This window comes from uncultured Roseobacter sp., from assembly GCF_947496515.1.
GTDB lineage: Bacteria > Pseudomonadota > Alphaproteobacteria > Rhodobacterales > Rhodobacteraceae > Roseobacter.
This window is the reverse complement of record NZ_CANMDB010000014.1, coordinates 23,159-36,443: the sequence shown is the minus strand read 5'-3', so window position 1 is coordinate 36,443 and position 13,285 is coordinate 23,159. Positions and strand designations below refer to the sequence as shown.

Sequence of the window (13,285 nt, the reverse complement as noted above, 5' to 3'; positions counted from 1 at the left end):
CGGATCAATCCTTGCGCTGGTACACCCAGGCATCATCGTCGCGCAGGCTGCGTGTGGCAAGCCCGGTCTGATGCAGGTGGCTGAGATGCGCCACAGCCTCGACCAGCGCCAACCCGTATTCGCCCGCCCCGATGCTGCGTTTGAACAACGGCGCGAAACACTCCCCCGCCGCCTTCGGCGTCTCAAGATACTCCAGCAGCCGCGCCAGCGCGCCGTGGTGGTTCCCGATCAACTGCTGCATCCGCAGCGGCAGTCCTGTGAAGGGCAGCTTGTGCCCCCCCAGCACCAGATGGTCGGGCCGCGCCAGCTCTGCCAGACGCTCGCACGCCTCCAGCCAGTCGGCGATGGGGTCGGCCATAGGCTCCGTCGGGTAGACGCCGATGTTCGGGCTGATCGAGGACAGGATCTGATCGCCCGCCAGCACCGATGCGTCATCCCGGCTCCAGAAGGTGGCGTGTTCGGGCGCGTGCCCGTTGCCGATGTGCACGTCCCAGCTGCGTCCGCCCATCTCGATCCGGTCATCCTGCTGGATCCGCGTGTACCCCAGCGGCAGGGGCGATACGACATCGGCAAAGTTGAAAGGCCGTTCCGTCGCGCGGGCGTCGTAGATGTCCGTGGCCATGCCCGCCCGGCGATAGAATGTCAGCGTTTCTGCCGGTGGCAATGCCTGCTCGTCCAGCGTCAGCATCCGCGCCATCAGCCACGCGGTCCGGGTCATCACCAACTCGGCGCCCGTTTCCGCCATCAGCCACCCGGCCATCCCGATGTGATCAGGATGATGGTGCGTCACCACCACCCGCCGCAGCGCCCGCCCCGCCAGAGGCCCCTCCAGCAGCGCCCGCCAGATCGCCTTGCCCCGCTTGGACGCCATGCCTGTGTCCACCACCGTCCAGCCATCGCCATCGTCCAGCGCGTAGACGTTCACGTGATCCAGCTTCATGGGCAGCGGCAGCCGCATCCACAACACACCGGGTGCCACTTCGATGGCCTCGCCTTCTTTGGGCGGCTCTTCCCACGGGGTGCGGATACCGTCGCCCGGATGATCTTTCATCAGGCCGCGAACTCCTGCGGGGTCAGTGAGTAGAGATCGGTATCGCCCGCCTGCGCCTGTGCCAGCAGGCTCGCATGTTCCGGCAGCAGCCGACCGATGTAGAACCGCGCCAGCTTTTCCCGCGCGCCGCCCCGGTCATGCAGGGCCGAGGCGAGATGGATGTGCCCGCCCAGCACCCGGGCGAAGGCGCGCAGGTAGGGCACTGCACCCGCGAAACGCACCCGGTGGTTCTGCGCGATCATCCAGTCGGTGGTCTCGCGCAGGCTCTCGCTGGCCTGCCAGACCGCTTCCGCGAGGCGCGGGAAGACTTCGCGCGCGGCCTCGGCGCTCGCCTCGACCTCGTCAAAGAGCCGGTGCGCCGCTTCGCCCCCGTCCATCATCTTGCGGGCCACCAGATCCATCGCCTGAATGCCGTTGGTGCCTTCGTAGATCGTTGTCACCCGCACGTCACGGGCGAATTGCGCCGCCCCGGTCTCCTCGACAAACCCCATGCCGCCGTGAACCTGAATGCCCATGCCCGCAACCTCATTGCCGATGTCCGTGCCAAAGGCTTTGGCAATCGGCGTCAGGAGTGCCGCCCGTGCCTTCCACTCCGCCGCACCTGTGGCCTGACCCATGTCTATCGCCACGGCACAGGCCAGCGCGATACCCCGCGCGGCCGTGGTCTCGGCGCGCATGGTCATCAGCATCCGCCGCACATCCGCATGGTCGATGATCGCCCCGGTCTCGCCCTCGGTGCGGCCCTGCTTGCGGTCCGTCGCATAATCGAGCGCGTGCTGATAGGCGGCCTCGGCCACGCCGATGCCCTGCCCGCCAACGCCGAGACGTGCGTTGTTCATCATCGTGAACATGGCCGCCATGCCGCCCTGCTCCGGCCCCACCAGCCAGCCGGTGGCACCGTCGTACTGCATCACGGCAGTGGGTGAGCCGTGCAGACCCAGCTTATGTTCCAGGCTGACGACCTTGAGGCCGTTGGCCATGCCGACGCGCCCCTCCTCATCTGGGATGTATTTCGGTACCAGAAAGAGGCTGATCCCCTTGGTGCCCGCTGGGGCGCCCGGCAGCCGCGCCAGCACCAGATGGCAGACGTTCTCTGCAAGATCGTGATCGCCCCAGCTGATGTAGATCTTTTGCCCCGTTACCGCGTAGGTCCCGTCGCCGTTGTCTTCTGCCTTCGTGGTCAGCGCGCCCACGTCCGATCCCGCCTGCGGCTCGGTCAGGTTCATGGTGCCCGTCCACTCCCCCGCGATGAGCTTGGGCAGGTACAGTTCCTTGATCGCATCGCTCGCGTGGTGTTCCAGCGCCTCGATCTGCCCCTGGCTCATCAGCGGTGCAAGCTGCAGCGACAGGCACGCGCCCGCCATCATCTCGTTGACAGCGGAGGTCAGCGTCATCGGCAGCCCCATGCCGCCGTAAGCAGTGTCAGCCGACATACCGACCCAGCCGCCTTCCGCGATCGCCTGCCACCCTTCGGCATAACCCGGCGAGGTCCGCACAACGCCGTTCTCCAGCCGCGCGGGATGCAGATCCCCCGCCCGTTGCAGCGGTGCCAGAACATCGGTGCAGATCTTGCCTGCCTCCGTCAGGATCGCCTGGGTCAGATCCGCGCTCGCCTCCGCGAACAGATCCGTTGCCTGAACCCGGGCGAAATCCACCACATGATCGAGCAAAAAGGTAAACTCATCTGCGGGCGCGCGGTAGGGCATCTGGGGTCTCCATCTCAAGGCGCGGCTTGGCAAGGCCCGCCGGGCGCGGTAAGGCTCATGCCGTTGAACATGAGCCGCATCGCCCGACCCGGCAACCGAAACGCGGCGTCACGGAGCCGTGATGACCGATCCCTCGCGCACCCGCATTGACACGACCCTCGCCCGACCAGAGCGGCTGAGCCCGGATGCAGGGGGCATCGCCCGGGCCGCAACCCTGTTGGAGCAGGGAGCGCTCGTGGCCTGGCCGACGGAAACGGTGTACGGCCTCGGCGCCGACGCCCGAAATGGCGCGGCAGTGGCAGCGATCTACGCCGCCAAGGGACGTCCCAGCTTCAACCCGCTGATCGTGCATCTGCCGGAGGCGCAGGCCGCTTTCACCTATGCCGAATGGACCGCCGACGCCGCCCGTCTGGCGGCGGCCTTCTGGCCCGGCCCCCTGACGCTGGTACTGCCGCTGCGCGCGGATCACGGGCTGTCCGAATTGGTCACGGCGGGCCTGCCTAGCGTGGCGCTACGCGTCCCCGCCCAACCCACGGCCCGCGCGCTGCTGCGGGCTTTTGGCGGGCCAGTCGCGGCCCCTTCGGCCAACCCCTCCGGGCGGATCAGCCCGACCAGCGCGGACCATGTGCTGGAGGGTCTGGGCGGCAGGATCGCCGCTGTGCTGGATGATGGCGCCTGCCCGGTAGGTGTGGAGAGCACCATCGTCGGGCTCACCGGAACGCCTGCCTTGCTGCGCCCCGGTGGCCTGCCGGTCGAAGCGCTCGAGGCTGCTCTGGGCGCGCCCTTGCTCCGGCCCGGCCCGCCCGATGCCCACTCGGTCACGGCACCGGGCCAGCTCGCGTCGCACTATGCACCCCGCGCACCACTGCGCATGAATGCGGATGCGGCCCGCCCGGGCGAGCTGATGCTGGGCTTCGGGCCCATGGCCTGCGATGCCAATCTCTCCGACCGCGGTGACCTGCAGGAGGCCGCGGCAAACCTCTTTGCGCTTCTACACCGCCTTGACGCCAGCGGGCAGCCTATCGCCGTGGCACCGGTGCCGATGGCAGGCCTCGGTCGGGCCATCAACGACCGTCTTGCACGCGCCGCGGCTCCCCGCCCCGACGATCCACCTGAAACCTGATCCTAGGCCCGCCCCGACACCGAGGACAGCCCGAGCGGATCAATCCCGAGACTGCCCAGCGCTTTGGACCATTTCCGCGCGGGATCAGCCTCAAAAACCAGCGCGGGGGCCGCGTCCGCCGTCAGCCAGCCGTTGCGCGCGATCTCGCTCTCCAACTGCCCCGGCCCCCAGCCCGCGTAACCTAGCATCATGAGCGCCTGCCGCGGCCCCGCGTCGCGCGCGATGTCCTCCAGAATGTCGAGCGTGGCGGTCATGCCGTAACCGCCCGGGACCTTTTGGGTGTGCAGGCTCGACTGGTAGTCATCCGAATGCAGCACGAACCCGCGGCCTGTCTCGACCGGCCCCCCGAAATGCACCGGCATGGCCGCGGCCCGGGCGGACGGCCCGATCTCCAGCTGATCGAGCACATCGCTCATGCGCACGTCCCGGCTCGGCTTGTTGAGGATGAGCCCCATAGCCCCCTTGGACGAATAGGCGCACAGCAGCACAACCGCATGCTCGAACCGGGCATCGCCCATACCGGGCATGGCCACCAGCAGCTTTCCGGTCAGATCCAGCCTGTCATCTGAATTGGTCTTGCGCGCCATGGGCAAAGCATGGGCCCTGCCCCGCTCGCGTGCAAGTCCAATTGGTCCGGCATCGCCGAAACATGGCTGACCGGATCGTGACTTGGCATTTCACTGGCGGCCACGCATATCTGTTCCCATGAAATCACTACGCCTCGCCCTCGCCCTCGCCGGTTTAACCGCCCTGCCCGCCACCGCACAGGACAGCTTTGAGCTGCCCGTATCGGCACAGGTCCTGCCCGGATGGACGCAGGCGGATGGCACCCGTGTGGCGGCCCTCCACCTGTCGCTCGACCCGGGCTGGAAGACCTACTGGCGCGCGCCCGGTGATGCCGGTATCCCGCCCAGTTTTGACTGGAAGGGCTCTCGCAACGTTGAAACGGTTGCGGTTTCCTGGCCCACGCCCATCGTCTTTCGCGAAAACGGCATGCGTTCCATCGGCTATGCCGGCGAGCTGGTCATTCCGCTGCACATGCGGACCCGCGACGCGGATGCCCCCGTTCACGTGCAGCTGACCATGGATCTGGGGATCTGCTCGGACATCTGCATTCCGCACCGGCTGACCTTTGACGAAACGCTTGCCCCACCCGATACGAGGCCAACCCCCGCCATCGCCGCGGCCCTGGCGCAAAGCCCGTTTTCCGCCCGCGAGGCAGGGGTGACCGCCGCCACCTGCCGGGTGCAACCAACGCAGGACGGTCTGCAGATCGAGGCGCGCGTGACCGTGCCACCGGCGGGCGGCGAGGAGGTCATGGTGATCGAGCCGGGCCTGCCGGATATCTGGGTTAGCGAGCCGGATACACGGCGCAGTGGCGGCGAGTTGATCGCCGTCTCCGAGATGATCCATGTGGACGGCGGACCCATTGCACTGGACCGCTCAGCTGTGCGCCTGACCGTTCTGGGCAGCGAGCACGCGGTGGACATACGCGGCTGCGATCGCGGCTGAGCCTGAGCACCCGATCCGTGGCTTGACCCGGTGACAGCCGCCCGCCCGGCGGGACGCCGGGCAGCGCCCGACCCCCTTCGACGGGGGCGAGGGCGCTTTCCCCCGCCCCGGCTCCCTACGGCGCCAGCTCACAGATCCGTCACCACACAGCGCGTCGCTGCCCCACCAGCAGCACCAGTGCGGCGGCCCCGTAGGCCAGCAGCACCAGCCCCGCGACACCCACCACGAACAGCATCAGCGCCGCTGGCATCACGGGCCAGGCGCCCAAACCAAAGCCGGTCAAGACCGGCGTCGGCACCCCCGTCCAGATCGCCCAGCCCAGCGTGAGCGCCCCCCAGACGCCCACAGCAGCCCACAGCAGTCCGAACCACAGCCGCACAGCCCGCATCCGCACACCGCGGCGCATCGCCGCCATCTGCCGCGCCAGATCATGCTGAATCGCCACCAGTGCAGGCACCAGCAACAACACGATCACCGTGCCGAACCCCAACCCGTAGATCAGGGTGATCACCGTGGGTTTGAGAAACTGCGCCTGTCGGCTGGTCTCATAGAGCATCGGCATCATGCCCAGCACGGTTGTCAGGGTGGTCAGGATCACCGGGCGCAGCCTGTCCGCCGCACCGTCGATGATGGACGGGATCAGCCCGCGCAGCGCCGCGCGCTCGTCAATGGTCCGGATCAGCACAATGGAATCGTTGATGATGATCCCCGTCATCCCCAAGAGCCCCACCACCGTGAACATGCTCAGCGCCATGTCATGGGCCATATGACCGTAGACCACGCCTACCAGACCAAAGGGCACGATGGACATCACCAGCAAGGGCCGTGTCCAGCTGCCGAACACCCAGGCCAGCACCAGATAGATGCCCAGCAGGCACAGGATCAGCCCGTTGGCCGCCTCGCTCAGAAACCGGTCCTCTTCCTCCGCAAGCCCGGTCAGCACCCATTCGACCCCGTGGCGCGCGGCAAGCTGCGGCAGGATCTCTGCCTCCAGCGCCTGCTGCACCTCCGCGGCATCCGCCGGATCATCCGACGTGATATCCCCCGAGACGGAGATCACCCGCACCCCGTTCACCCGGTTCACTGTGCGAAAGCCCAGCCGGCTCTCGACCGTCACGATATCCGCCAAGGGGACGTAGACACCCTCGCCCGTGCGCACCTGCGTGCGGTCCAGAAAATCCGCCGTCAGCTCGCCCTCGGGCAGTTCCACCCGAATGGCGGCACTGCGGGTGCCGAGCGGATAGGTGGCCGCCTCGATCCCGCCCAGACGGTTGCGCAGCACCTGCCCCAGCCCCTCAATGGTCACGCCAAGGGCCTGACCGCGCGGCGTCAGATCCAGGATCAGCTCCTCGCGGTCGTAGGCCAGATTGTCCTGCACGGCGAGCACCTGGGGGTAGCGCAAAAGCTGCGCCTGAAGATCGAGGCTCGCCGCCTTCAGCGCATCGGTCCCCAGACCCGACAGCTCCACACTGACCGCATCGCCGCCGCTGCCGGTGCGCTGCCCGCGAAACACCAGCACCTCGATCAGCGGATGCCGCTCAACCCGCTCGCGCAGCTCCCGCGCAAAGGCAAAGCTGGAATAGGGCCGCAAATCGGGATCGATCAGCGTGATGGTGATGCCGCCCAGCAACTCCGCCTCCTTGGCCTCGACACCGGACAACCCGCGCCCGGTATTGCCACCGACCTCCGCCAACACATACTCGACCGGGTTGGTGCCATGCTCGGCCTCGTACTCTGCCGCCAGTACCTCGGTCGCGCGTTGCAGCTCGCGCATCATCGCCAGCGTGTCCGAACGGTCCGCCCCGTTGACCATGGCGAAATTGGCGGTGATCACGCTGCGCTCCGGCCCGTCGAAAAACCGCCAGTTCACATCGCCGCGCACGAACGCCGCCGCCTGCACCGCCAGCAACAGCACCAGCCCCGCCACCACCGCATAGCGCGCCGCAATCACGCCTGCCATCAGCGGCTTGAACAGCCGCTCGCGCACCCAGACAAAGCCACGGTTGACCTGGCGGCTCGGCCAGTCGTACCAGCGCTCGCGCACCTGCGCGCTCAGCGCATGCGCCATGTGGTTGGGCAGCACCAGAAAGCACTCCACCAGCGACGCCACCAGCACCGCAATCACCGTCAGCGGAATGTCCCGCACGATGGCACCGAACCACCCCCCCACCACCGTCAAGCCCAGAAAGGCAATGATCGTCGTCAGGCTCGCCGCAAAGACCGGCATCGCCATTCGGTTTGCCGCCCGCTCCGCCGCCTGAAAGGGATTTTCGCCCAGATGCCGCACCCTATGATCGGCGTGCTCCGCCACCACGATGGCATCATCCACTACGATCCCCAACGTGATGATCAGCCCGAAGAGCGAGATCAGGTTGAGCGTCAGACCGCCCGCATACATCAGCGCCACCGCCGCCAACAGCGCTGCCGGAATGCCCGCGGCCACCCAAAGGGCCGTGCGCATGTTCAGAAACAGGAACAACAGACACACGACCAGACCCAGCCCCGCCAGCGCGTTGTTGAGCAATGTGGACAACCGCGCGCTGATCGCCTCCGCCCGGGTGCGGATCAGCTCGACCGTCACCCCCGGCGGCAGCGTCGCCATCATCTGCGCCGCGACCTCTTCGACCTGCCGCTGCACCGCAATGGAATCGCCCCCCTCGGGCCGGTCCACGCGGATCGAAATCGCCGGATCCTCCCCCACGAAATAGACGCGCTCGCGGTCCGGTGCCTCGCGGATCACCCGCGCCACGTCCCCGATCCGCAGCTTGCCACCCCCGGGCTCGGAGCGCAGCACAATGCCCGCGATCTGCTCCGGACCACGCTTGGCCGTCCCCGTGCGCACCCGTGCGCCGCCGTTGCTCACATTGCCGGCAGGGTCGGTATCCACCTCTGCCGCGATGGCCGCGGCGATCTCGGCCAGGCTGATGTCATTGGCAAGCAACTGCGTCGAGGGCACCTCGACCGTGATCTGGGGATCCGCATAACCGCGGATCTGCGTCCGCGTCACCCCCACGTCATACAGCCGTCGCAGAAATTCATCGCCGTATTGACCCAGCTGCTCGGGCGTGACGGCACCGCTGATGATCACATCGGTCACCCGGTCGGGCCGCTGGTTGCGCTGCACCAGCGGATCATCGGCATCGGGCGGCAGCTCGCTCAGCCCGTCGAGCACGTCCTGCACCTCATCCATGGCGCGCGCCATGTCCCAGCCCGGCTCGAACTCCAGCGACACGGCACCAAGCCCCGGGCGCGCATTGGCGGTGGACCGCACAACGCCCTCAACCTGCATCAGCGCGGGCCCCATGGCCTGGACAATCGCCTCATCCACATCATCCGAACCCGCCTGATCCCAGCGGATGGTGACGTCGATCTCCTCGCGCGGGACATCGGGAAAGAACTGCGCGCGCAGGTTGGGAATGGTAAAAAGCCCCGCCGCGATCATCGCGATAAAGACCAGATTGGCCAGCGTCCGGTGCCGGGTGAAATAGGACAGAACACCGCCTGCGCCGGGCTGCGTCGGACGCACCACCGCGCCGCTAGCCTTCCTGCGGCACGGGATCACCCGCCGCCTGCCACAGCCGCGCCTGTTGCTGCGTTGGCTGCACGGCCACACCGGGGCCCAGCAGCGGCGTGCGCACCTCGACCACATCGCGCCCGACCAGACCGTCCGCGCTCAGCAGCACCCGGTTGCCCTGCCGCCGCATCAGCGTGACGTTAACGGCAGCCAGCCGGTCCTCCCCTTCCAGCACCAGCACGGTGCCATCGGGGCCAAGCGCTGTCGCGGGCAGTTCCACCACATTCTCCAACGGGTTTTCCCGGATCTCGACCGTGACGAAATCACCCGGGCGAAATCCCGGCGCCGCCCCCAGACGGGCAAAGACGCGCCGCCCCGTCTGTCCGTCCCTGGCACCGGCACTCACCCGCGCCAGCGCACCGCTGGCCTGCAACCCCGTGCCCGATCCCTCCAGCGTGGCCAGAACCGGTGCCTTGATCAGCGCACCGCCGGGCGTCAACAGCCGGGCGTATTGCGCGGTGGACAGGTTAAAGGAAATCTCCAGATCAGACGGATCGACCAGATCGGCCACCCGCTCGTTGACCGCCACGAGCCCGCCCTCGACCACCGCCGTCTCGCTCAGCGTCCCGTCGAAAGGCGCGCGCAACTCGGTGTCCGCCAGATCGCGCCGGGCCTCGGCCAGCGCGATCTCCGCTCGGGCGATGCGGGTGGCGGCCTGATCGATCCGCGCCTCCGCGCGCGCCACCTCCTGCCGCCGGGCCAGCACCGTGGCCTGTGCCGCCGAGACCGCAATCTCGGCCGTCTCTATGGCGGCAGCGGTGCCCACGCCACGCTCGGCCAGATCCACCTGCCGCCGGAATGCCGTCTCGCGCAAGCTCACCTGCGCCGCGGCTGCCTCCCGTTCGGCGCGCGCCAGATCCAGCGCGCGGGCGCTGTCGCGTGCTTCGGCTTGCGCATCCGCAAGATCGGCGCGCAGGCGGTCCACGGCGGCCTGAGTCTGAGCCGGGTCAATCCGCAGCAGCACATCACCCGCAGCCACGCTGCCTGCATCCTCGAAATTCTCGTGCAGCGCCACCACCCGCCCGGCAACCGCCGCCCGCACCTCCAGTGTCCGCCGGGCGGAAACCTCACCAAAGGTTTGCAGAACCGGCACAATGGTCACCGCCTCCGCCCGCTGCAGATCCACCGTAAAGACCCGTTCGCGCACCGGCGGCGGGGTGCTCTGCGCGCTCAGCCGCGTCTGTACGGCGGCCTGCACCACATAGGCAGCATAGACCAGCAGCCCGAGGCTGAGAGCCGCCAGAAACAGCCCAATCATGCTTTGGCGCAGAAAACGCATTGGTCCAGAACCCCGTGGGCGACGATTATTCCGTCAGATATAGCGGATCTATCGGCAAAAACCCACTCACGCAGCCGCGATGCGCCGGATTGTCTCTATTTTCGGCGCCGGTGCTCGTCCAGCCGCGGCAAAATCTCGACGAAATTGCAGGGCCGGTGCCGGTAATCGAGCTGCTTGGCGAGGATCTCGTCCCAGGCATCCTTGCAGGCCCCGGGGCTGCCCGGCAGCGCAAAGAGATACGTCCCCTGTGCCACACCGCCCGTGGCCCGGCTCTGAACAGCGCTGGTGCCGATCTTCTGTATCGAGACGATGGTGAAAACCGTACCGAAGGCATCAATCTCCTTTTCGTAGACGTCCCGGTGCGCCTCGACGGTCACATCCCGCCCTGTCAGCCCCGTGCCCCCGGTCGAGATAACCACATCCACACCGCTGTCCTTGCACCATGCCCTCAGCTGGCCCGCGATCTGCGCGCGCTCGTCTGGCAGGATGCGGCGGTCGGCCAGCTCGTGCCCCGCCTCCGTTAACCGCGACACCAGAACATCGCCCGACCGGTCCTCGCCCAGCCCCCGGCTGTCCGACACGGTCAGCACCGCGATGCGGACGGGAATGAACTCCTGGCTTTCGTCAATCCGGCTCATGATCTCCCCTTATCCCGTTCCCAGCCGTGCCTTCAGGCTCAGCAGATCCGACCAGGCGTCGCGTTTGGCGGCTGGCTGCCGCAGCAGATAGGCCGGATGGAACATCGGCAAGGCCGGTCGGCCCTGCGCCTCTGTCCAGCTGCCCCTCAGCCGCGTGATCCCGCGCTTGCCCAACAGCGCCTGCGCAGAGATATTTCCCATGATCACAATCACTTGCGGATTTGCCAGCGCAATGTGCCGCTCCAGAAAGGGCCGCATCATCGCGATTTCCTCCGGTTGCGGATCGCGGTTGCGCGGGGGCCGCCAGGGCAGCACATTGGTGATGTAGACGGGTGCCTCCGCCGTCGCCCGCCCCATGTCAATCGCCGCCAGCATCCGGTCGAGCAGCTGCCCCGCGCGTCCCACAAAGGGCTTGCCCGCCAGATCCTCGTCGCGCCCCGGCGCCTCGCCCACGATCATGACCCGCGCGCCGGGCGTCCCGTCGGAAAAGACCAGATTGCTGGCCCCGCGCTTCAGCGCGCAATGCTCGAACACACCCAAAGCCGCCGCCAGCCCCGGCAGATCCACCGCCGCCGCTGCCGCCGCGCGCGCCTCCGCGACCGGATCGACCTCCGCCCGCGCGGGTGTCGCCGCCGCAACCGCCGCCGTTGCCTTGGGCTTGCCCAGCGTCGCGGGCAACGCATAGCAGTCGACAGGCGCGTCGCCGATCGCCTCGGTCGCCCCCAGTTCCACCTGCCACTCCAAAAGCGCCAGCGCTGTGTCAAAATCCGCTGATTCCATGCACCCACCCTACGCGCGCGCCCCCCCGAGATGAACCGCAATCGCGCCGCAGTTGCCCTTCCCCTCCGCCGCGAAATCACGTAGATGGCGATCATGAGTTTTCCGCACCGCCACCTGCTGGGGATCGAGGCCCTGCGCCAGGAAGAGATCACCACGCTGCTCGATCTGGCGGACAGCTATGCCGCCCTCAACCGACAGCCCGACAAACACGCCGACGCGCTGGCGGGCCTCACCCAGATCAACATGTTCTTCGAGAATTCGACCCGCACCCAGGCGAGCTTCGAGATCGCGGGAAAGCGGCTGGGCGCCGACGTCATGAACATGGCCATGCAGGCCAGTTCCGTCAAAAAGGGCGAGACGCTGATCGACACGGCGCTGACGCTGAACGCCATGCACCCCGATCTGCTGGTGGTGCGCCATCCGCATTCGGGTGCCGTGAACCTGCTGGCGGAAAAGGTCAACTGCGCCGTGCTCAACGCGGGCGACGGCCGGCACGAACACCCCACGCAGGCGCTGCTCGATGCGCTCACGATCCGGCGCGCCAAAGGGCGGCTGCACCGGCTTTCCATCGCCATCTGCGGCGATATCGCACACAGCCGCGTGGCCCGCTCCAACATCATGCTCCTGGGCAAGATGGAGAACAGGCTGCGCCTGATCGGCCCGCCGACGCTGCTGCCCTCGGGTATCGCGGAATTCGGCGTGGAAGTCTTCGAAGACATGGCCGAAGGGCTGCGCGACGTTGATGTGGTGATGATGTTGCGCTTGCAAAAAGAGCGCATGGATGGCGGGTTTATCCCCAGCGAGCGGGAGTATTATCACCGATATGGTCTGGACGCCGCAAAGTTATCCCACGCCAAACCGGACGCCATCGTCATGCACCCCGGCCCCATGAACCGCGGGGTGGAGATCGACGGCACGCTGGCGGACGACATCAACCGCAGCGTCATTCAGGATCAGGTGGAGATGGGCGTGGCCGTGCGCATGGCCGCCATGGATCTGCTCGCGCGCAACCTCAAACTGACCCGGGGCACAGCCGCGTGAGCGCGCCGCTCCATATCCCCGCGGGCGAGCGCGGGCAGATCCGCGTCTTCGCGATCAACCGACCGCCGGGTGACATGGCGACAGCCCTCGCCAGCACGCCCAAACCGGACCTAGCACGCGAGCTTCTGGGCGCGCCGCATCTCGACACCACCAGCACGGAGATCTTTCCCGTCTCCGATCTCGCGGGCGTGGGTCTCGCCGCCTATCTCGCCGAAGGCTACGCCGTCCCCGATGACGCGCTGGCCGCGGACCGCGCCCGGCTCGATGCGCTGGAGGGCTACGTGCTGCTCTTTTTCTCCGACAGCCTCGCGGGCAGCGATGTCACGCTGACCCCCGGCGATGCGCTCACGCTCATTGGCACCTACGCCGAGCCCCGGCCCAAACCGGTCAGTGGCCCGCCGCTCGATGCCGACAGCGCCAAACCCTACAGCGGTGCACCCCAGATGACGCCGCCCACCCCCGTCCGGGGCCGTCCCGGCAGTGTCATGGTCGTGGCGGCGATCATCGTGCTGCTGGGCCTTGGTCTCTGGGCGCTTTTCACATGACAGCCGCGAGCCACAGCCCATGAAAGAGCCCAAAGA

Annotated in this window: 11 protein-coding genes; 4 read left to right on the top strand and 7 right to left on the bottom strand. The window is 67.6% G+C overall.

Annotation, left to right across the window (positions count from 1 at the left end; genetic code table 11):
- Positions 1-4: 4 nt before the first annotated feature.
- Positions 5-1,051 carry an MBL fold metallo-hydrolase gene (locus Q1A53_RS19765; RefSeq protein ID WP_299969835.1) on the bottom strand — a complete coding sequence of 349 codons (1,047 nt, stop codon included), beginning with the start codon at positions 1,049-1,051 and terminating at the stop codon, positions 5-7.
- A complete protein-coding gene (locus tag Q1A53_RS19760) occupies positions 1,051-2,757 on the bottom strand; it encodes an acyl-CoA dehydrogenase (RefSeq protein WP_299969832.1) in 1,707 nt (568 codons plus the stop codon). The genes Q1A53_RS19765 and Q1A53_RS19760 overlap by 1 nt, the downstream gene beginning before the upstream one ends.
- Before the next feature lie 121 nt (positions 2,758-2,878).
- Here Q1A53_RS19760 and Q1A53_RS19755 point away from each other — a divergent pair, with 121 nt between their 5' ends.
- Positions 2,879-3,880 (top strand): L-threonylcarbamoyladenylate synthase, encoded by a 1,002-nt coding sequence (locus Q1A53_RS19755; RefSeq protein ID WP_299969827.1) that lies wholly within the window; start codon positions 2,879-2,881, stop codon positions 3,878-3,880.
- 2 nt (positions 3,881-3,882) lie between these two features.
- Here Q1A53_RS19755 and Q1A53_RS19750 read toward each other — a convergent pair whose 3' ends face one another.
- Positions 3,883-4,467, bottom strand: coding sequence for a YqgE/AlgH family protein (locus Q1A53_RS19750; protein ID WP_299969824.1), 585 nt, complete (start codon positions 4,465-4,467; stop codon positions 3,883-3,885).
- 118 nt (positions 4,468-4,585) lie between these two features.
- Between Q1A53_RS19750 and Q1A53_RS19745 the strand changes: the two genes are divergently transcribed.
- Positions 4,586-5,392, top strand: a complete 807-nt coding sequence (locus Q1A53_RS19745; protein WP_299969821.1) for a protein-disulfide reductase DsbD domain-containing protein — start codon at positions 4,586-4,588, stop codon at positions 5,390-5,392.
- Positions 5,393-5,531: 139 nt separating this feature from the next.
- Here Q1A53_RS19745 and Q1A53_RS19740 read toward each other — a convergent pair whose 3' ends face one another.
- The 4 genes from Q1A53_RS19740 to Q1A53_RS19725 all read right to left on the bottom strand — a co-directional run bounded on the left by Q1A53_RS19740 (position 5,532) and on the right by Q1A53_RS19725 (position 11,663).
- Positions 5,532-8,921, bottom strand: coding sequence for an efflux RND transporter permease subunit (locus Q1A53_RS19740; protein ID WP_299969819.1), 3,390 nt, complete (start codon positions 8,919-8,921; stop codon positions 5,532-5,534).
- Between the two features lie 7 nt (positions 8,922-8,928).
- On the bottom strand, positions 8,929-10,224 hold the full coding sequence (locus Q1A53_RS19735) for an HlyD family efflux transporter periplasmic adaptor subunit (RefSeq protein WP_299969816.1): 1,296 nt from the start codon (positions 10,222-10,224) through the stop codon (positions 8,929-8,931).
- Between the two features lie 116 nt (positions 10,225-10,340).
- Positions 10,341-10,883 (bottom strand): molybdenum cofactor biosynthesis protein B, encoded by a 543-nt coding sequence (moaB, locus tag Q1A53_RS19730; protein WP_299969813.1) that lies wholly within the window; start codon positions 10,881-10,883, stop codon positions 10,341-10,343.
- Between the two features lie 9 nt (positions 10,884-10,892).
- Entirely contained in the window at positions 10,893-11,663 is a 771-nt protein-coding gene (locus Q1A53_RS19725; RefSeq protein WP_299969810.1) for a uracil-DNA glycosylase, read from the bottom strand.
- A gap of 93 nt (positions 11,664-11,756) precedes the next feature.
- Between Q1A53_RS19725 and Q1A53_RS19720 the strand changes: the two genes are divergently transcribed.
- Together Q1A53_RS19720 and Q1A53_RS19715 are read left to right on the top strand one after the other, a co-directional pair.
- Entirely contained in the window at positions 11,757-12,704 is a 948-nt protein-coding gene (locus Q1A53_RS19720) for an aspartate carbamoyltransferase catalytic subunit (RefSeq protein WP_299969808.1), read from the top strand.
- Positions 12,701-13,249, top strand: coding sequence for a hypothetical protein (locus Q1A53_RS19715; protein ID WP_299969805.1), 549 nt, complete (start codon positions 12,701-12,703; stop codon positions 13,247-13,249). The genes Q1A53_RS19720 and Q1A53_RS19715 overlap by 4 nt, the downstream gene beginning before the upstream one ends.
- The last annotated feature ends 36 nt before the right edge of the window (positions 13,250-13,285 follow it).

What these genes read in the sequence shown, in the direction of transcription:
- Q1A53_RS19745 (WP_299969821.1), top strand. Translation starts at nt 4,586, where the DNA reads ATGAAATCACTACGCCTCGCCCTCGCCCTCGCCGGTTTAACCGCCCTG.
- moaB (WP_299969813.1), bottom strand. Translation starts at nt 10,883, where the DNA reads ATGAGCCGGATTGACGAAAGCCAGGAGTTCATTCCCGTCCGCATCGCG.
- Q1A53_RS19760 (WP_299969832.1), bottom strand. Translation starts at nt 2,757, where the DNA reads ATGCCCTACCGCGCGCCCGCAGATGAGTTTACCTTTTTGCTCGATCAT.
- Q1A53_RS19765 (WP_299969835.1), bottom strand. Translation starts at nt 1,051, where the DNA reads ATGAAAGATCATCCGGGCGACGGTATCCGCACCCCGTGGGAAGAGCCG.
- Q1A53_RS19725 (WP_299969810.1), bottom strand. Translation starts at nt 11,663, where the DNA reads ATGGAATCAGCGGATTTTGACACAGCGCTGGCGCTTTTGGAGTGGCAG.
- Q1A53_RS19735 (WP_299969816.1), bottom strand. Translation starts at nt 10,224, where the DNA reads ATGATTGGGCTGTTTCTGGCGGCTCTCAGCCTCGGGCTGCTGGTCTAT.
- Q1A53_RS19755 (WP_299969827.1), top strand. Translation starts at nt 2,879, where the DNA reads ATGACCGATCCCTCGCGCACCCGCATTGACACGACCCTCGCCCGACCA.
- Q1A53_RS19750 (WP_299969824.1), bottom strand. Translation starts at nt 4,467, where the DNA reads ATGGCGCGCAAGACCAATTCAGATGACAGGCTGGATCTGACCGGAAAG.
- Q1A53_RS19720 (WP_299969808.1), top strand. Translation starts at nt 11,757, where the DNA reads ATGAGTTTTCCGCACCGCCACCTGCTGGGGATCGAGGCCCTGCGCCAG.